The sequence below is a fragment of the Clostridium sardiniense genome (assembly GCF_016907995.1).
Classification (GTDB): Bacteria; Bacillota; Clostridia; order Clostridiales; family Clostridiaceae; genus Clostridium; species Clostridium sardiniense.
The window spans coordinates 44,191-63,641 of sequence record NZ_JAFBDA010000013.1 but is presented as its reverse complement, the minus strand read 5'-3'; the positions used below and the strand labels follow the sequence as shown (position 1 = coordinate 63,641).

Here is a 19,451-nt window from a genome sequence, read left to right as displayed (position 1 = left end):
TTTTTTTGGGCTACTCCTCCGCTGTCATCTTTATATAAATCATTGTCAATATAGTAAAGATGAATGTTTGAAGAAATCCGTCAAATAAATCGAAGTATGCCATAAATGGCACTGGGATAGCTAATTGAGCAAACCAAGTTAAGTTACCTAATGCTTGTAATAGCAATTCAACAATTACTACTCCAACTGTAATGTTACCGAAAAGTCTAAAACTTAATGTAACTGGTAGCATTACTCTCTCTAGTATATTGATAGGTAATAAAGCTGGGCTTGGGTGAATATATCCTTTAAGATATCCAAAACCGCCATTCTTTATAATTGCATTTATTTGAACCATTAAGAATGTTGTTAATGATAGTACTAATGCAACACTATAATCTGCTGTTGGTGGTCTTAAACCTATAAGGTCAGTTATATTCATAAAAAATAAGAAAAGAACTAACGCACCGATATAAGCTGCAAATCCTGTGTATTTATCTCCCATAGTGTTCTTAGTCCAATTGCTAATTCCTTCAACAAAAAGCTCAATTATTGATTGACTTTTTCCTTTAGGTACTACTGAAAGATTTCTTGTCATTAGTATCAAAACAATGGCTACTATAATAATTATTCCCCATTGTTGTAACACAGTAGAGCCAATTTCTTTAAATAACGCTTCCACTCAATCACTTCCTTTCTTCATATTTAATTGCCATGAATAGAGAAATGAAGTTGGACATGTATCCAATAAGATAAAATACTATATTGAATTGGTTTTGCAATAATAACAATCCTACTATTGATACCATTATTATTCTTATTACAAAACTAACCATAAGCATAATACCTTTTAAACTCATGTCACTATTAATAGTCTTCTCAGTAACTGCACCACTTATTAAGAAATTTAAAATACTAATAATTGATCCCATTAAAAATGGGAAACAGTAATTTGCATTTATTAAATATGTAATTATAAGTCCCGCAGTAAGAATGATTCCACTACTTTTAAAAGTTTGTCTAAGTATTCCACTTAAATTTCCAACCATAATTTACCCCCTCGGCAATTATATTCTTAATTATAGTTTATATATTTTTTTGTCCAAAACTTGATTTTTAATTAAAATTTGTTATTTTTTGATTTTTAAGCAAAATTATCTTCTAATACTTCATGTTTACTGCTACTATATCCGTTTTATTTTATTTTTCACATTTTACGAATTGAATTTTTGTTATCTATTCAATTTTCTGAATATTTTGAAATTATGTCTCTTTTTCATAGTCATAATAAATTGGTATTTCCAATAGAAATTTTAAAATATTTGATGTTATTTCCTATTTTTGATATATATAGCCTATATAAGTATAATAATCACTCTATTAAAATAGTATTAGGTTTGAATAAAAAATTTTCCTCTTATTCAATGCATTATTATATTGTTAATACTATTTTCACTTTATTCATATTTATTGTGTGTAAAATTAATATTTTTATAGCTTTTTTATTTTTTATTATTATTTTTCGATTTTTTTTAAATGTTTTCATAAAATTGTAGTATAATTTTTATATTTATTCAAAAATAAAAAAATATACCTTAGAACAAAATTCTAAGGTATATTTGTATAATTATACTTATATTTTTTTATAATTATCTTTCAACAACTAATGCTGTTCCCATTCCTCCACCTATGCAAAGTGTAGCTAAACCAGTTTTAGCATCTCTCTTTTCCATTTCATGAAGTAATGTAACTAATATTCTAGCTCCTGAAGCTCCAACTGGGTGTCCTAAAGCTATAGCTCCACCATTTACATTAACTTTGCTCATATCAAATCCTAAATCTTTAGCTACTGCTAAACTTTGAGCTGCGAATGCTTCGTTTGCTTCTACAAGGTCTATGTCTTTAACTTCTAATCCAGTTCCTTCTAAAGCTTTCTTTGTAGCATGGAATGGTCCGTATCCCATGATAGCTGGATCTAATCCTCTTGATCCATATGAAAGAATCTTAGCCATTGGCTTAAGTCCTAATGCTTCTGCTTTTTCAGCGCTCATTACTACAAATGCAGCTGCTCCATCATTTATACCTGAAGCATTACCTGCTGTAACTGTTCCTTCTTTTTGGAATGCTGGTCTTAATTTTGATAATCCTTCTATAGTTGCTCCAAATCTTGGGAACTCATCTGTATCAAATACTTTTGGTTCTCCTTTTCTTTGTGGTATTACAACTGGAACTATTTCATCTTTGAATCTTCCTTCTTTTATAGCTCTTTCTGCTTTATTTTGAGAAGCTACAGCAAATTCATCTTGCTCTTCTCTTGTTAAATCCCATTCTTTAGCTATATTTTCAGCAGTAACTCCCATGTGGTAGTTATTAAATGCATCCCATAAAGCATCATTTATCATTGAGTCAACCATTTTTCCGTTACCCATTCTTTGACCCCATCTTGCAGTGTCTAAAAGATATGGTGCTCTTGACATATTTTCCATACCACCAGCTACAACTATATCTGTATCACCAGCTTTTATCATTTGAGCTGCTAAACTAACTGCTCTTAATCCTGATCCACATACTTTATTAATAGTCATTGCTGAAACTTCGTTTGGAAGACCTGCTTTTATTGTAGCTTGTCTAGCAACGTTTTGTCCAAGACCTGCTTGAATAACATTTCCCATTAAAACTTCTTCTACCATTTCTGGTTTTATTCCAGCTCTCTTTACTGCTTCCTTTATTACTAATGCACCTAAATCTGCTGCAGGAACATCCTTTAATGATCCTCCAAATGAACCTAGTGCTGTTCTTACCGCACTTACAATTACTACATCTCTCATTAATAAAACCTCCCAAATTTATAATTAACAAATTTCTTAATCTTTGTTAAAGTCTTAACATACTTTTATTATAACCATTACTTTAATAATAATCAATAGTTTTTTGTTAAATTTTAAACAAATACTTTTTCAGACGATTTTTTCCCTTTTTCTTGCCTTTATATTATAATATTAATAAATTACATAATTTTTTTATATGAAGGAGTTTCTATTATGAAAAGAACTGATTTTATATCTTGGGACGAGTATTTTATGGGACTTGCACTTTTATCAGCTAAAAGAAGTAAAGATCCTAGTACACAAGTTGGTGCATGTATTGTAAGCCCTACTAACAGAGTATTATCTGTTGGTTATAATGGATTTGCATTTGGCTGCTCAGATGATAGCTATTCATGGGAAAGAGATGGTGATTTCTTAGAAACTAAATATCCTTATGTTGTGCATGCAGAACTTAATGCTATTTTAAATAATAGAGGTGTTTCACTTGAAAATGCAAAACTTTATGTTGCGCTATTTCCTTGTAATGAATGTGCTAAAGCTATTATTCAAAGTGGCATAAAAGAAGTAATCTATTTAAGTAATAAATATGCTGACACAGATGTAGTTAAGGCATCAAAGAGAATGTTTGAATCTGCTGGTGTGAGATTAACAGAACTTGTGCCATCTGTTAAAAAAATTGAACTTTCATTTGATGTAGATGATATCTAAAATTCTTATATTTCAATTTATAATATCTATAAAATCCCCTATTTCTTATAAAATAGGGGATTTTATTATTTATTTTACTAATTATAAATCAAAGAAACTATTTAGTTCCGAATAATCTATCTCCAGCATCACCAAGTCCTGGTACTATATATCCTTGCTCGTTTAATTTTTCATCTATTTCAGCAACGAATATATCAACATCTGGATGTGCTTCCTTTACTGCCTTTATTCCTTCTGGTGATGAAATTAAACACATTAACTTTAAGCACTTTGCGCCTCTATTTTTAAGCATAGTTAATGCATCTACTGCTGATCCACCAGTTGCAAGCATTGGATCTACAACGATTATTTCTCTTTCTGCTATATCTTGAGGTAACTTACAGAAATATTCAACTGGTTGTAGTGTTTCTTCATCTCTATATAATCCAATATGTCCAACCTTAGCTGCTGGTATAAGTTTTAAAACACCATCTACCATTCCAAGTCCCGCTCTTAATATTGGTACAATAGCTAGCTTCTTTCCAGCTAACATCTTACATTTTGTTTTACATACAGGTGTTTCTATATCAACATTTTCAGTTGGAAGGTCTCTTGTAACTTCATAAGCCATTAACATCGAAACTTCTGAAACTAATTCTCTAAAATCTTTTGAACCTGTTTCCTTACTTCTTATAAATGCTAACTTGTGTAGTATTAATGGATGATTGATTTCTGTAACTTTACTCATTTTTAAATTCCTCCAATATATTAATTAATTATTTATTATATTTTTCTTCTATAAGAGATATTTTATCTATTCTCTTTTGGTGTCTTTCACCTTCAAATTCTGAAGTTAAGAATGTCTTAACTATATCTATTGCAAGACCTGGTCCTACAACTCTTTCACCTAGAGCAAGAATATTTGCATTATTATGTTGTCTAGTTGCATGTGCACTAAAAGTATCTGAACATAATGCTGCCCTAATTCCTGGTACTTTATTTGCAGCTATACTTATTCCTATACCTGTTCCACAAACTAATATTCCAAAATCAAATTCTTTTGCTGCAACAGCTTCTGCAACTTTTTGTGCATATTCTGGATAATCACATGATTCGGTACTATAAGTACCAAAATCTTTTATTTCATATCCATTATCTTTTAAAAATGATATAATTTCATTTTTTAAATTATATCCACCATGATCTGATCCTAATGCTATTTTCATAACGCCACCTCCAATTATTTTCATAAGTATTTTAATTTATAAAAAAAGAAAGTGTAGTATGTAATAAAAATATTACACACTTCCATCTTTCTTTAATTTAGCTATTATACGAGGAATTATATCCTCTAATTCTTTATATATTTTATGATAAACAGAAATTGTGCTGCCGTAAGGGTCAGTTATCTCCCCTGTAACGCCAGCATATTCACATATTGAAAACACTTTGTCTTTATAATCTGGATAATTATTTTTTATAAAGTCCCTACCGTAATTAGTCATTGTTAAAACAATATCAGCCCTTTGAAGCATATTCCTATTTAATTGAATAGCTTCTTTATGCTGAATATCTATATCTAATTCTTCTTTTACTAATTCCACCGAATTTTCAGTCACGAAGCTTCCTGGAACAATAGTAATGCCAGCTGATTTAGCTTTTAAGTTAGTATCACTATTCAATTTATTAAATATTTCTTCTGCAATTGGGCTTCTACATGTATTTGCTGTACATACGAAGAGTACTTTCATAAAAAAACCTCCAAACACTATTACACATTTATAACATCATGGCCTGCTGCCTTATTTAATCTATTCATTATAGCAACACCTAAGCCCTCTTCACTAAAAGCCTCTGCAAGTATTATATCTACATCTAGATCATTAAAAGATCTTAAGGCTTCGAAAAGATTTGATGCAATTTCTTCTAAATTGTTTTCTTCCCCAAGAATAACCTTTTCTCCCTTAGGATATCTATGACTATTCTCTTTAGTTATGAGTATTCCTACTCTCTTTCCATCATCTATATAATTTTGTACCATTTCATTAATTTTTTCAATAGTTTTTTCTTTATTTCCTTTTATAATTTTAAGCTTTGCATTTGGTGCATAGTGTCTATACTTCATGCCTGGTGCTTTTGGCTTAAATTCTTCCGAATTATTAAGTAATCCTTTATCAATTGCTATGTTCTTATCTATTTCTCTTAGCATTTCTAAAGTTATTCCACCTGGTCTTAAAACTACTGGAGGATATATAGTGCAATCTACTATAGTAGATTCTAACCCAACTTCACTCTTTTGTCCACCAATTATATAATCTATTCTTCCTGAAAGGTCTTCAATACATCTTTCAATGTCTGTTGGACTCGGTCTTCCACTTATATTAGCAGATGGTGCTGCAATAGGAACTCCTGCTTCCTTTATAAGTTCTAATGCCACTTCATTTGATGGCATTCTAATACCTATAGTCTCTAGATTTGCACTTGTCTTCATAGGTATTATATCCTTTTTCTCTAATATTAATGTCATTGGTCCTGGCCAAAATCTATCCATTAATTTAGTTGCAACCTCAGGAATATTTTTTGCATATTCACTTATATCTTTTGAAGCAACGTGTATAATTAAAGGATTATCTTGTGGTCTTCCCTTTGCTATAAATATTTTTTCTACACTTTCTTCTTTTAAAGCATTTGCTCCTAATCCATATACAGTTTCGGTTGGAAATGCAACTACTCCCCCATCTTTTATAACTTGTGCCGCTTCTTTTATGTACTTTATATCATTAGTTCCATCTAAAGTAGCAATCTTTGTTTTCAAAGTTAATTCCTTCTTTCTAACTTAAAGTTTGCCCACGCGCAATTTTTATATTTTCAATACAAGCTTCAGTGTAGTCCGCCTTAACACAATATTTAAATACCTCATCTAAAAAAGGATATTTCTTTAATCCACCTTTCTTCACTATTTGGAAATAGTAAATTTCATCTGGATCTAATCTTTTTATCTTATCATATAGTTCAGCTACTTCTGGATATCTTTTTAAAAATCCTTTTGATATTAGCTTCATTCTTCTATTTCTAACTTTTGCATTACTAACTAATATTATCTTCATATAATCTTCCATACCATCAGTATGAACTATGGCTATAGTATCGCATAATATTGTGTTAGTTTGGCTAAATAATCCGCTCGTAAACTTTAGTCTATTATTTTTATATTTAAATTCAAGCTTTGTATAATCTCTTTTTTTTAAAACAGCAAGTATTATTAAAAGCTCTAAAATCAGCACATAAAATATAAAAAATTTTGTTTTTATATCTGTTAGCCATAATGTAGTTGGCAATAACAAAGCTAATATACCCATGTATATGTAAAATCTTTTTATGGCTTTTTTTTCTTTTTTTAATGCTTTATAAATATCCATACTTTGCCCCTTTATATATTCTAAAAGCCTTACATTATCAATGCAAGGCTTTTTTAAAATTACTGCTCTGTATTTCCCATTTGTTTCATTTTTTCAGCTTGGTCAGCAGTTATAAGTGCATTTATAACTTCATCTATATCTCCATTTAAGAACATTTCTAATTTATAAAGAGTTAATCCTATTCTATGATCTGTAACTCTCCCCTGTGGGTAATTATAAGTTCTTATTCTTTCACTTCTATCCCCTGTACCAACCTGTGATTTTCTATCCTCTGCAATACCTGCTGCTCTTTCTGCTTCTGCTTGTTCATATAGTCTTGCTCTTAAAACTTTCATAGCCTTTTCTTTATTTTTAAGCTGTGATTTTTCATCTTGACATGATATTACTATACCTGAAGGTATGTGTGTAAGTCTTACTGCTGAGTCAGTTGTATTAACACATTGTCCTCCATTACCTGATGCTCTAAATACATCAAACTTAATATCTTTATCATTAATTTCAACTTCTACATCATCAACTTCTGGTAATACTGCAACTGTAGCAGTTGATGTATGTATTCTACCACTTGATTCTGTATCTGGAACTCTTTGTACTCTATGAACTCCACTTTCATATTTAAGTCTTGAGTATGCACCATGACCTTTAATCATAAATACAACTTCTTTAAGTCCACCAATTCCAGTTTCATTAGTACTCATAAGTTCAACAGTCCATCTGTTGTTTTCTGCATATCTTGTATACATTCTGAAAAGGTTAGCTGCAAATAATGCTGCTTCGTCTCCACCTGCACCTGCTCTTATTTCTACAAATACGTTCTTATCATCATTTGGATCTTTTGGTAATAGTAGAATTTGTATCTCTTTTTCTAATTCTTCTTCTCTTTTCTTAAGCTCATTAATTTCATCGTTAAGCATTTCTTTCATTTCTTTATCTGATTCAATCTCAAGCATTTCTTTATTATCTTGTAAATCTTCTATAACTTTTCTATATTCCTTGTAAGCTCCAACTATTATTTCTAAATCGGCATGTTCCTTACATAGTTTTCTCCACTCGTTTTGGTTTGCCATAATTGAAGGATCACTAATCTTTACTGATAATTCATCATACTTGTTTTCTATGAATGCTAATTTATCTAATAACATTTTATCCACTCCGTATTATCTAATTTCATATTTAAACATTATATCACATATTATAATCCTTTTTCAACAAGGGTAAAGTTTCCTACAACTACCCTATCATGTCCTGCTAAGTCCTTTATAACTCTTACATCTTTAAAATTATTTTCTTCCATAAGCGTTTTTACCTCATCTCCTTGATCATGCCCAATCTCAAAGGCTAATATTCCTTTTCCCTTTAAAAGAATTTTACTTTCATTAACTATTCTTCTATAGAAAACAAGTCCATCTTCTCCTCCGCTTAAAGCACTATGAGGTTCGTATCTTTTAACATCATCCATTAAAGTTCTTATTTCTTCTTCCTTTATATATGGAGGATTTGAAACAATGATATCATATTTCTTATCTTCATCTATAACAACCTTCAATAAGTCACTTTTAATAAATCTTATTCTATCTTCTAATTTATGTTTTTTAATATTTTTAATTGTGATTTTTTCTGGTTTTTCAAAATAATCTATTTCATCTACATTAATATTCCTTCTGTAGTGTGCAAGTGATATACCAATAGCACCACTCCCTGAACATAAATCACATATATCTAACTTTTCATCATCACCTATATGATTTAAAACTTCTTCAACTAATATTTCTGTATCTCCTCTAGGAATTAATACACCCTCTTCAACATCGAAGTCTAATCCCATGAATTCACAAGAACCTAAAATATATTTAATTGGCATCTTCAATTTTCTTTTCTCTATAAGCTCTAGATACTTTTTCTTATCATTATTATTTATATTTTCTTCACCATGAGTTAGTATATAAAGCCTATCTCTACCTATTATATGTCCTAATAATAAGGTAGCATCTAATCTTGCATTTTCCTTATCTACATTTAATAATATCTTTGTTCCTTCATCTAAAAGTTCTGTTATTGTCATTTCTTCCTCCGGTAATCCTTCAGCCGCTCTTAAAGATCTAATTGCAACTTCTATCTGTGAATCATCTGGCTCTCTTGTTGTAATCTCTTGTAATTTTAATCCTGGAGCTGCAATAATTTTTGCTAGCTTATTATCAGACTTTCCAAGCCACTTTATAAGCTCATAAGTTATTCCTGACACAACTGGTATTAGTATTATTCTAAGTAATAGCCTTTCAAAAAAACTCCCCCATCCAGTAAAAGCAAAAACTATTATACTTACAAACATTATAAGGAATAAAAAATTTGTTCCACATCTTGGGTGAAACCTTGAATATTTCTTTACATTTTCAACCTTTAAGGGTTCTCCAGATTCATAACAAAAGATAGTCTTATGCTCAGCACCGTGATACTGAAATAACCTATATATATCATCTAATTTACTAATTCCCCACATATATAATAGCAATATTCCTATTCTAATAGCTGCCTCTATCATATTAAGACCTATGCTAGATATGTTGAGTTTAGAAAAAAGTGAAGCAACTCCTGTAGGTATTGCAATAAATAAAAATGCTGAAAGTATAAATGAAATAAACATCGTAAAAGTAATTATTACATCATTACTTTTATCTCCAAACTTCTTTTTAAGCCAATCTTCAAAAGCTGATGGTTCAGTATCTTCAAAAAAAGAGGCTGAATAATTTAATGATTTTATTCCTTGTATTAAAGAATCTATAAGTATAAAGCCACCTCTTATAAATGGCATATTTAATATCTTGTATTTTTTTGTAATTGGTGTAATTTTTCTGACTTCAACTTCGATGTTACCATCTTCTTTTCTTACGGCTGTTGCCATTCCTTTACTACCTCTCATCATTACACCTTCAATAACAGCTTGACCACCCACGTCACATTTCTTCAATATATATCCCCTCCTTATTTTTGGTTCTTATATTTAAAGTAACACTCTCCACATAATGATTCATAATGAACATCACCTATATTATCTATAGCAACTTGCTCACCTTCAAATACAAATCTATCATTTATCTTTCTCGCATTTACTACAGCTTTGTTACCACATTTACATATAGTTTTCATCTCTTCTATACTATGTGCAATTAATAGTAGTCTTTTACTTCCTTCAAAACCTTCCATCTTAAAATCAGTTCTTAGACCATAACATATTATAGGAATATCTAGTGTTACTGCAACTTCAAATAATTCATCTATTTGATTTTTTTTCATAAATTGAACTTCATCTACTAAAATGCAATGTAATTTCCCATACTCTTTAACATTGTTTTTAACTATATTACAAATATTTTCATTTTCTCCAACTAGAACATCAACTTCTCTAACTACTCCCAATCTAGAAACAAGTTTATTACCACCCTTTTTATCTGTTGATGGTTTCATTAATAAAACTCTCATTCCTCTTTCTTCATAATTGTGAGCAACTTGCATTAAATGCGTTGATTTTCCTGAATTCATAGCCCCATATCTAAAGTATAATTTACTCAATTTTTTTCTCTCCTTCTACATTTCAGTTAATAATGATTATAGCATTTATGCACCTTTATAAAAAGTTTTTTTTAATTTTGTCTTTTATTGACTGCTATAGGTTACTATGATATACTCTAGTAGTTATTTATTGTATAATGCTACAATAAAACTAAAACACAAAGAGGTGAAAAACATGAGAGAAGGCATACATCCAGAATACCATCACGACGCAGTGGTTAAGTGTGCATGTGGAAATACTTTTACAACTGGTTCTGTTAAAGAAGAACTTAAAGTAGAAATATGCTCTAAATGCCACCCATTCTTCACTGGTAAGCAAAAAATCGTTGATGTTGGTGGAAGAGTTGATAAATTCAACAAGAGATTCAACATTAAAAAATAAGAAATTTAGGGAAAGACTTCAAGTCTTTCCCATTTTCTTTTTTACTAAATTTATTTTAATTATACTGAAATAATGTTAAACTATATTTATATAAAAAATTATATGAAGCGAGTGAATTGAATGAAGAGAGTTCTTATATTAACTACTTCTACTGGGCAGGGACATAATCAAGCAGCTAAATCACTTAGTGAATTGCTTCAAAAAAACGATTATGAATGCATAAGTTATGACTTTTTAAGTAATAGTAGTAAGTTCTTAATAAATGCTGTAGTAGGTGGATATGAAGTATCTGCAATGAGTTTTCCAGGTATTTATGGTTTTATTTATAAACTAACTAATAATAGATTTATAAACACGCTAGATAATATACCTTTTTTATTTGTAAAAAAGAGGCTTGCTAATCTAATTAGCTTAAAAAAACCCGATATAATAATATCTACTCACCCGTTATGTGTCTGTATAATGGATAAACTAAAACAGGAAGGCTTAAACATACCTTTCATTTCAGTTGTTACAGATTTTAAAGCACATTATACATATATAGGAAAGAATGTTGATGCTTATATAACAGGAAGTAACTATACTAAGCAATCTTTAATAAATAAAAATATAAAAAAAGATAGAATTTTTCCTTTTGGTATCCCTATACGAGAATCTTTTTTTGATAGAGATAAAAATATTCCTCATATAAAGGGGACAGAATACTTTAATATATTACTTATGAGTGGAAGTATGGGATTAAAAAATATTTCTTATGTTCTTGATGAATTATTAAAAAATGATAATAAACTTAGAATTACAGTTGTTTGTGGAAATAATAAAAACTTAAAGCATAATTTAATGAAACATTGTACTAAAGAATATAAAGATAAAAAGTTGCATATATTAGGTTTTTCAAATGACATATCTTCATTTATGGAATACTCAGATGTTATAATTTCAAAACCCGGAGGACTTACAGTTACTGAGTCAATTGCAAAAAATTTACCTTTAATAATACCGTTTGCAATACCTGGGCAAGAGAAAGAAAATACTGAATTTCTTACTAAAGAAGGATATGCATTTCACGTAAATGATATGAAGGAAATTAACCCTATAATAGATTCATTAATTGAAAACCCAGCTATTCTTGAAGAAATGAAAAATAAATTAAAATCTTTAGCAGATACATATTCATCATCTTCAATAGTTGATTTAGTAAACCATTTAATTAGTAATAAAGACTGATACAAAAAGTCATTTAACTTTTTGTATCAGTCTTTTTATTCTAAATATTATTTTTTTCAAATACTCTTATAAACTCTTCATTATCTTTAGTTTTACCTAGCATTTTAATTAGATTTTCTGTTACGTTATCTACATTTCCATCTGTATACATTATTTTTCTAATTGCAAATGCAACTTCTCTTTCTTGATTGCTCAATAATAAATCTTCTTTTCTTGTTCCTGATTTATAAATATCTATAGCTGGGAATATTCTTCTCTCTTGAAGTCTTCTATCTAAGTGTACTTCCATATTACCAGTACCTTTAAATTCTTCAAATATCATATCGTCCATTCTTGAACCTGTATCTACAAGAGCTGTTGCAAGAATTGTCAAACTACCGCCCTCTTCAATATTTCTTGCAGCCCCAAAGAATTTCTTAGGCATTATTAATGCACCAGGATCTAATCCCCCTGTTAATGTTCTTCCTGTTGGAGTAATTGTTAAATTATACGCTCTTGAAAGTCTTGTTAAACTATCTAAAAGAATTACAACATCTTGACCTTGCTCAACTCTTCTTTTACCATGTTCTAATACCATTTTTGATACTTTCTCATGATTTTGAGGTTCTTCATCAAATGTTGAGTACATTACCTCTCCATTTATTGATCTTTGCATATCTGTAACTTCTTCCGGTCTTTCATCTATAAGTAATACTATAAGCTTAACTTCCGGACAATTCTTTGATATATTTTGAGCTAATTTCTTTAAAAGTGTTGTTTTACCAGCCTTTGGTGGTGCAACAATCATACCTCTTTGTCCCTTTCCCAAAGGACAAATTATATCCATTAATCTTGTTGAAAGATCATTTTCTCCCTTACGTTCAAGTCTAATTCTTTCCTTTGGATATATTGGAGTTAATTTTTCGAATTTAGTTCTTCCTACAGCCTTTTCAGGATTTTCATCATTTACTTTTTCTAAGTATATTAACGCTTTAAACTTTTCTCCTTCTTTAGGCTCCCTAACCTTACCTTCTAATTTATCTCCAGTTGATAGGTTGAATCTTCTAATTTGAGCTGGAGATACATACACATCTTGATTACTACTTAAGCAATTCTTTCCTCTTAAAAATCCAAAGCTATTATTTTCTTGAATCTCTAATATACCTGATACTGTAACAGCTTGAGCCATATCATTTTGATTATGGTTTCTCTCCCCTTGATTGTTATACCTTCTATCATTTTGAGTATAATTCCTATCACCTTGAGTGTGACTTCTATTTGTATTTTGGTAACTATTTTGAGTGTTTTGATAATTGTTTTGAGTGTTTTGATGATTATTTTGGTAGTTTTGAGTATTTATTTCTCTAGGCTTAGGTGATATTTTTTCTTTTAATATAACACCATCTTTTTCTATAGAATTTACTTTATTCTTTAGAATTTCATCTATCAATTCACTTTTTTTATATTTTGATATATTTTTTATTTTTAACTCTTTAGCAACTTCTTTTAGACTTGCTAATGTCATACCTTCGTAAACTTCTCTTGTCAAAATGACACCTCCATATTTAGTTCAATATTTATATAAAAACTTAAATTCATTCTTTAGGGAACTCTTAAGGTAAGATTCTTAGATAACTTGACTTTTATTTTATTATCCTTCAATAACCTTATGTTTGCAAGGTATTTAGGGTATTTGTTTATAATTAATTAAAAAGATTCATTTTATAATAATTATATTTATAATCTTCTCCTAAAATATATAAAGGTATTCTAAAAATTTAGAATACCTTTATTATATAATAATTTATTTTATTTTTCCTTTAAAGCAGCTTCTATAAATCCAGTAAATAATGGGTGTGGTCTATTTGGTCTTGATTTTAATTCTGGATGGAACTGAGCTGCAACAAACCATGGATGATCCTCTATTTCAACTATTTCAACTAATCTTCCATCTGGACTTGTTCCTGAAATTGTCATACCACTTTCAGTAATTTCTTTTCTAAATTCATTGTTAAATTCATATCTATGTCTATGTCTTTCATATATAATTTCATCTTTATATGAATCATAAGCCTTTGTTGTCTCATCTAACTTACATGGATATAATCCAAGTCTCATTGTTCCACCTAAGTCTTCTATATCTTTTTGTTCTGGCATAATATCTATAACTGGATATTTTGTTTCTTGATCTAATTCTGAACTATGTGCACCTTCAAGTCCTACAACATTTCTTGCAAATTCAATTACTGCACATTGCATTCCAAGACAAATTCCAAGGAAAGGTACTTTATTTTCTCTAGCCCATCTTATAGCTTCTATCTTACCCTCTACTCCTCTATCTCCAAATCCACCTGGAACTAAAACACCATTTACACCAGCTAAAACTTTGTCTACATCTTGAGTTTCTAATTCTTCTGAATTTATCCATTTAATTTTTACATTAGTGTTATTTGCTAGACCACCATGACTTAAAGCTTCAACTACTGATATGTACGCATCATGTAATTCAACATATTTACCAACTAAAGCTATTGTAACTTCATTTTCTAAGTTCTTAATTCTTTGAACCATGTCTATCCATTCACTATTGTCTATATCTTTACAGCCAAGGTGTAACTTTTCGCATACTAAATTATCTAATCCTTCAGCATGTAACATTAAAGGAACTTCATAAAGATGTTCAGCATCTAAATTTTGGATAACTGATCTTCCATCCATATTGCAGAATAAGCCTATCTTATTTTTAATATCTTCTGATAATTCTTTTTCTGATCTACATACTATTATGTCTGGTTGTATACCAATACTTCTTAACTCTTTAACTGAGTGTTGAGTTGGTTTAGTTTTAAGCTCTCCTGCTTTTCCAAGGTATGGAACTAATGTAACGTGTATAAAACAAACATTTTCAGGACCAACTTCACTTCTAACTTGTCTTATTGCTTCTAAGAATGGTTGTGATTCAATATCTCCAACTGTTCCACCAATTTCTGTTATAACAACATCAACATCTCTTTCTTTTGAAACTCTATAAACTTTTTCTTTTATAGCGTTAGTTATATGAGGTATTACTTGAACTGTTCCACCTAAGTATTCTCCTCTTCTTTCTTTTGATATAACTGACCAATATATTCTACCAGTAGTAACATTACTATTTTGAGTTAAGTTCTCATCAATAAATCTTTCATAATGTCCTAAATCTAAATCTGTTTCCGCTCCATCATCAGTTACAAATACTTCTCCATGTTGGTATGGACTCATTGTTCCTGGGTCTACATTTAGGTATGGGTCAAACTTTTGTATTGATACATTTACCCCTCTATTTTTTAATAATCTTCCAAGCGATGCTGCTGTAATTCCTTTTCCTAATGCTGAAACAACTCCACCTGTTACAAATACATACTTAGTTCTTTTGTTCATTTTAGTTCCTCCCTATGAGAAAATTTATTTTTTATTGACATATAGACTATTCAAAGTTATAATAGATATTACCCCATAAATTTCATTTATGGGGTATTCGTGCTAAAACAATTCTCTTTAAATAACATAGATAATATAGTACCACATTTATTTTTTAATATCTAGTCATTTTTTATTTATATTTTATTCATTTCTTATTTTTTTATAATTCTGCGTCTATTTTTTTCTCTATTTCAAAATATTTATCTCTAAATTTCTTATTTATCAATAATTTTTCTTCAGCTTTCTGGTAGTTATAATGTATGCTTTTTCGTGTTTTAACATTTAAAACTTCTTTTAATTCTTCTTCACTCCAACAATCATATTTTTTCAAAAATAAAATTAGTAAGTATTTCATATCTTTTTCCTTTAATATATCCAGTAATTCTTCTTTGGATATGTTATTAAAGGCACATATTTGTTTTATTATTCTAAAATACTTTTCCTCATTAATCATACACATTCCCTCCTTTTATTAAATTATTCCCACTTTTTATTTTTATAGACAAGATTTAATTTAAACAAATTTAATAAAAAATCACCCTACTAAATTAACGTAATCATAATCTAGTAAGGTGATTTTATTATGCTTTTATATCTAATTTTAATTGTGTTTTAAATGATGGTTGCCCCTCTACTTGCATTTCATACTTTATCTCAACATTCCCGCCATCTTCTGTCATATCTATTTTTAACTCTTTAGTATCAATTGTTAATTCTAACATTCCATAAGGTGTATTATATAAACAAACAGATGGTTTGCCTTTTTCAAAATGCATTTTTGTTGTTGTGCTTCCTTCTCTTTCAAGAATGATATATTCATCACCAATTCTAAGCTTTGTATCCGTTCCATTCATTCCAGATATCTCAGTCTCTTTATACATTGCAATTATTTCATCATTCTCATTCTTTAAGCTACCTGGAGTAACCACTTCTATAAGTTCTTCATTTTCCATAGTAGCATTACTAATTATCTTAATAATCGCTTTTTTTTCCAAAATGCTCTACCTCCTTATTTACCTTGTATTATGTACTTATTTATCTCATCTTCACTAGCTGGTTTAACTTTTAAAGTTCCTTCAAATTTACATCCAAATTTCCCATAAGCTATTTCTACCTCATCAAGATCTTTCCCCTTGCAATATCTACCTGCTATCTTAGCTGCTAATTCCTTATCTTTTTCATTATACTTTCCACTTATCACTATCATAGCACCATTATGGCTTGTTGGATATAATACTAAATCTTCTTTAGTTAAAACATTTTTTATTCTATCGCCTTCATCTTTAGTTCTAGTAGCTATTATTTTACAACCATTTTCACTAACAAAATGTCTTCCAAATCTTAATAATTCTATTTCTTTTGGAGATACATCACCATTTCTTTCAAGTGATTCTTTAAGCCTTAATGAATAATTAGGCTCTGTTAATCTACATCCGCCCGCAGGTGATGGATAATCTTTTATTCCCCACTTTTCTGCAAGTTCCATTTGTACTTTTCTACTTCTTCCTGATATATCAAGTAATTTTTCTCTATCTACTAACCCTGATTTTTCCATTTCAGTTTCATCTAAATTTTTTGCACATAAAGGTCTTAGTATAATATCTTTAAAACCTGATTCTTTTCTAACTTTATTTAAAGCTTGTCTATTTTGAGACATTGGTCTTTGATTTAAAACTTCACCTGTTATTATAAAATCTGCATTAAATTTTTTTATTAATTCTCCTGAATACCTCATCATCATAGCATGACAATCTATGCATGGATTCATATTTTTTCCCCATCCATTTTTAGGATCCTTAACCATTTCAAAATGTTCAACTGAAAAGTCAACAACCTCTAAAGGTATACCTATTTGTTCAGTCATTCTTTTAGCATTTTCTTCATCAAAAAAATATGATTTAAAGCATATTCCTATTACTTCTATTCCTTGATCCTTAATTAATTTTGCTGATAATATACTATCTAATCCACCTGATATCATAGCTAGTGCTCTAGTCATTAAAATTTCCTCCTAATAATTAGTTTATTTAAACTTTAACTATCCCAAATTCATAATTTGTTACAAATTATAGTTTATGATTCTTCATTAGTTTTATCAAGTTAATTTTTAAGGTAACTATTAAAATAATCCCTTTATAACTTCTACAATCTTAAATTTAACATTATACTCTTGTTTTTCATCTATCTTTGTGTCATCCTCTATTTTATTAACTTCTTCATCTATTTTATTATCCTTATCATTCTGTTTACTCTTTCCATTTTTACTATCATTTTTTTCTACAGGTTTATTTTTATTTTCAACAACTTTATTCATTTGTCTTTCTGTCTCATTATATGCGACCTCACCTTTAGTTACATCTACAAAGCATAATGGTGGAAACATAACACACCACCAGTTTTGTCCTGATGACTTTCCTATTAAGATTCTATAAGCTTCATATTCTCCTTGTGGTAATACTATATTTCCATATATCTTTTCCGGGAAATTCTCTCTTGAAAGTTCGCTTTTAACACTATAATTATATCCATTTTCTTTTATAACTTTTTTAGCTATATCAATAACCTTCTTATCATTTTCTTTAAGTATTTCTCTAGATTCCTCTATACTTGATGATTTATCTAGTAATGGTGTAAGAAACTTAATTACTTCATCTCTCACTTTAAGTTTTAGTTCCTGATCCTCATCAGTATCACTATTTGCAATTACGTGAAATCTAATTATTTCCTCTTGCACACTATCATAATCATAAGTGATTTCACTATCTACCTTTAAGTTGCCCACCTCACTGCTTGTACACCCTGAAAATAACATTGAAATTATAATTAATATAAATGCATAAAATACTTTTTTCATAATAAAAACCCCCTTACTAGTAATCATTATTACCAGTTAAAGGAGTTCTATACATATATATTTATTTTATATTGTTCTTGTTATACATACATCTTTATATTTCTTTTTCATTATATCATAACACTTTTGTGCTTTAACCATATCATCAAAAAATGCAAATACAGTTGGGCCACTCCCACTCATCATACTTCCAATAGATCCACATTCAATCATTGATTGTTTAATGGAAATTATCTCTTTATACTTTGCAAGAGTAACATTTTCAAGCAAATTCTTCATATTACTTGCTACATATTTCAAATTACCTTCTTCTATATTTTTAATAAGTCCTTCTACATTAGGATGGAATACAACTTTTGACAAATCAAACTCTTGATATACCACCTTTGTTGAAACACCAAAAGGAGGTTTTACTAAAACTAGTATTTTATCTTTGAATGATTTTAACTTAGTTATCTTCTCTCCTATCCCTTCACAAAGTGCCGTTCCTCCAATTATGCAGTAAGGAACATCTGCACCCAGTTTAACACCTAAATCCATCAATTCTTGATCACTAAGATTAGTCTTAAACATCTTATTCATGAGTTTTAATACAGCTGCACAATCTGTGCTTCCACCAGCTAACCCAGCAGATACTGGTATGTTTTTGTTGATTGTTATATTAACTCCTGATTTAATATTGAATTTATCCATAAATAGCTTTGCTGCCTTATAAGCTAAATTTCTTTCATCAGTTGGTACATATGGCTTATTACAATTTATCCTTATTCCTTTATCTATCTTTTCTATCAATATCTCATCGTATAAATCTATTGCTTGCATTATCATTCTTAATAAATGATATCCATCTTCTCTTTTTCCAATAACATCTAATGCTATATTAACCTTAGCATATGCCTTTGCTTTCATTACACATATCCCTTCCCTCCGTCAATGTTATCTCATATTTTATCATAGCTAATTCTCTCTGTCTATTTTTGTAATATAAAAAGATTAGACACATAATTTTTTAATAATTCAAATGGATTATAGAATAATTAAAAAATATTATGTGTCTAATCTTTAATTTA

At 29.3% G+C, this 19,451-nt stretch carries 21 protein-coding genes; 3 read left to right on the top strand and 18 right to left on the bottom strand.

Annotated features, from left to right (window positions below; genetic code table 11):
• Window positions 1-10 precede the first annotated feature (10 nt).
• The 3 genes from JOC62_RS11890 to JOC62_RS11880 all read right to left on the bottom strand — a co-directional run bounded on the left by JOC62_RS11890 (window position 11) and on the right by JOC62_RS11880 (window position 2,807).
• On the bottom strand, window positions 11-661 hold the full coding sequence (locus JOC62_RS11890; protein WP_204595499.1) for a F0F1 ATP synthase subunit A: 651 nt from the start codon (window positions 659-661) through the stop codon (window positions 11-13).
• Between the two features lie 4 nt (window positions 662-665).
• Window positions 666-1,028: a hypothetical protein gene (locus JOC62_RS11885; RefSeq protein WP_204595498.1), complete on the bottom strand. Its 363-nt coding sequence runs from the start codon at window positions 1,026-1,028 to the stop codon at window positions 666-668.
• A gap of 600 nt (window positions 1,029-1,628) precedes the next feature.
• Window positions 1,629-2,807 (bottom strand): acetyl-CoA C-acetyltransferase, encoded by a 1,179-nt coding sequence (locus tag JOC62_RS11880; RefSeq protein WP_204595497.1) that lies wholly within the window; start codon window positions 2,805-2,807, stop codon window positions 1,629-1,631.
• A 213-nt stretch (window positions 2,808-3,020) separates the two neighbouring features.
• On the opposite strand from JOC62_RS11880, the gene JOC62_RS11875 reads away from it, so the two are divergent.
• Window positions 3,021-3,515 (top strand): deoxycytidylate deaminase, encoded by a 495-nt coding sequence (locus JOC62_RS11875; protein ID WP_204595496.1) that lies wholly within the window; start codon window positions 3,021-3,023, stop codon window positions 3,513-3,515.
• A gap of 97 nt (window positions 3,516-3,612) precedes the next feature.
• On the opposite strand, the gene upp is transcribed toward JOC62_RS11875, so the two are convergent.
• The 8 genes from upp to JOC62_RS11835 all read right to left on the bottom strand — a co-directional run bounded on the left by upp (window position 3,613) and on the right by JOC62_RS11835 (window position 10,480).
• The gene (gene upp, locus JOC62_RS11870) at window positions 3,613-4,242 is read right to left on the bottom strand and encodes a uracil phosphoribosyltransferase (RefSeq protein ID WP_204595495.1); all 630 of its coding nucleotides are present in this window, start codon (window positions 4,240-4,242) and stop codon (window positions 3,613-3,615) included.
• Window positions 4,243-4,270: 28 nt separating this feature from the next.
• On the bottom strand, window positions 4,271-4,720 hold the full coding sequence (rpiB, locus tag JOC62_RS11865; RefSeq protein ID WP_204595494.1) for a ribose 5-phosphate isomerase B: 450 nt from the start codon (window positions 4,718-4,720) through the stop codon (window positions 4,271-4,273).
• 72 nt (window positions 4,721-4,792) lie between these two features.
• A complete protein-coding gene (locus JOC62_RS11860) occupies window positions 4,793-5,245 on the bottom strand; it encodes a low molecular weight protein arginine phosphatase (RefSeq protein ID WP_204595493.1) in 453 nt (150 codons plus the stop codon).
• 20 nt (window positions 5,246-5,265) lie between these two features.
• Window positions 5,266-6,309: an L-threonylcarbamoyladenylate synthase gene (locus JOC62_RS11855; RefSeq protein WP_204595492.1), complete on the bottom strand. Its 1,044-nt coding sequence runs from the start codon at window positions 6,307-6,309 to the stop codon at window positions 5,266-5,268.
• A gap of 16 nt (window positions 6,310-6,325) precedes the next feature.
• Entirely contained in the window at window positions 6,326-6,913 is a 588-nt protein-coding gene (locus tag JOC62_RS11850) for a hypothetical protein (protein WP_204595491.1), read from the bottom strand.
• A gap of 59 nt (window positions 6,914-6,972) precedes the next feature.
• A complete protein-coding gene (prfA, locus tag JOC62_RS11845; protein ID WP_204595490.1) occupies window positions 6,973-8,055 on the bottom strand; it encodes a peptide chain release factor 1 in 1,083 nt (360 codons plus the stop codon).
• Window positions 8,056-8,105: 50 nt separating this feature from the next.
• Window positions 8,106-9,878, bottom strand: a complete 1,773-nt coding sequence (prmC, locus tag JOC62_RS11840) for a peptide chain release factor N(5)-glutamine methyltransferase (RefSeq protein WP_204595489.1) — start codon at window positions 9,876-9,878, stop codon at window positions 8,106-8,108.
• Between the two features lie 14 nt (window positions 9,879-9,892).
• Complete coding sequence (locus JOC62_RS11835; RefSeq protein WP_204595488.1) at window positions 9,893-10,480, bottom strand: thymidine kinase; 588 nt, start codon at window positions 10,478-10,480, stop codon at window positions 9,893-9,895.
• A 175-nt stretch (window positions 10,481-10,655) separates the two neighbouring features.
• On the opposite strand from JOC62_RS11835, the gene rpmE reads away from it, so the two are divergent.
• Window positions 10,656-10,862 carry a 50S ribosomal protein L31 gene (gene rpmE, locus JOC62_RS11830; RefSeq protein WP_204595487.1) on the top strand — a complete coding sequence of 69 codons (207 nt, stop codon included), beginning with the start codon at window positions 10,656-10,658 and terminating at the stop codon, window positions 10,860-10,862.
• A gap of 120 nt (window positions 10,863-10,982) precedes the next feature.
• Window positions 10,983-12,089: an MGDG synthase family glycosyltransferase gene (locus JOC62_RS11825; protein ID WP_204595486.1), complete on the top strand. Its 1,107-nt coding sequence runs from the start codon at window positions 10,983-10,985 to the stop codon at window positions 12,087-12,089.
• 40 nt (window positions 12,090-12,129) lie between these two features.
• On the opposite strand, the gene rho is transcribed toward JOC62_RS11825, so the two are convergent.
• From rho to ispE, 7 genes are all read right to left on the bottom strand, one after another.
• Window positions 12,130-13,617, bottom strand: a complete 1,488-nt coding sequence (gene rho / locus JOC62_RS11820; RefSeq protein ID WP_204595485.1) for a transcription termination factor Rho — start codon at window positions 13,615-13,617, stop codon at window positions 12,130-12,132.
• A gap of 260 nt (window positions 13,618-13,877) precedes the next feature.
• Window positions 13,878-15,485 (bottom strand): CTP synthase, encoded by a 1,608-nt coding sequence (locus JOC62_RS11815; RefSeq protein ID WP_204595484.1) that lies wholly within the window; start codon window positions 15,483-15,485, stop codon window positions 13,878-13,880.
• A gap of 202 nt (window positions 15,486-15,687) precedes the next feature.
• Window positions 15,688-15,981 carry a hypothetical protein gene (locus tag JOC62_RS11810; RefSeq protein WP_204595483.1) on the bottom strand — a complete coding sequence of 98 codons (294 nt, stop codon included), beginning with the start codon at window positions 15,979-15,981 and terminating at the stop codon, window positions 15,688-15,690.
• A gap of 127 nt (window positions 15,982-16,108) precedes the next feature.
• On the bottom strand, window positions 16,109-16,522 hold the full coding sequence (locus JOC62_RS11805; protein WP_204595482.1) for a YwiB family protein: 414 nt from the start codon (window positions 16,520-16,522) through the stop codon (window positions 16,109-16,111).
• A gap of 14 nt (window positions 16,523-16,536) precedes the next feature.
• Complete coding sequence (locus JOC62_RS11800; RefSeq protein WP_204595481.1) at window positions 16,537-17,526, bottom strand: tRNA 4-thiouridine(8) synthase ThiI; 990 nt, start codon at window positions 17,524-17,526, stop codon at window positions 16,537-16,539.
• A 120-nt stretch (window positions 17,527-17,646) separates the two neighbouring features.
• On the bottom strand, window positions 17,647-18,381 hold the full coding sequence (gene spoIIR, locus JOC62_RS11795) for a stage II sporulation protein R (RefSeq protein WP_204595480.1): 735 nt from the start codon (window positions 18,379-18,381) through the stop codon (window positions 17,647-17,649).
• 66 nt (window positions 18,382-18,447) lie between these two features.
• A complete protein-coding gene (ispE, locus tag JOC62_RS11790; protein ID WP_204595479.1) occupies window positions 18,448-19,290 on the bottom strand; it encodes a 4-(cytidine 5'-diphospho)-2-C-methyl-D-erythritol kinase in 843 nt (280 codons plus the stop codon).
• Window positions 19,291-19,451: the final 161 nt, after the last annotated feature.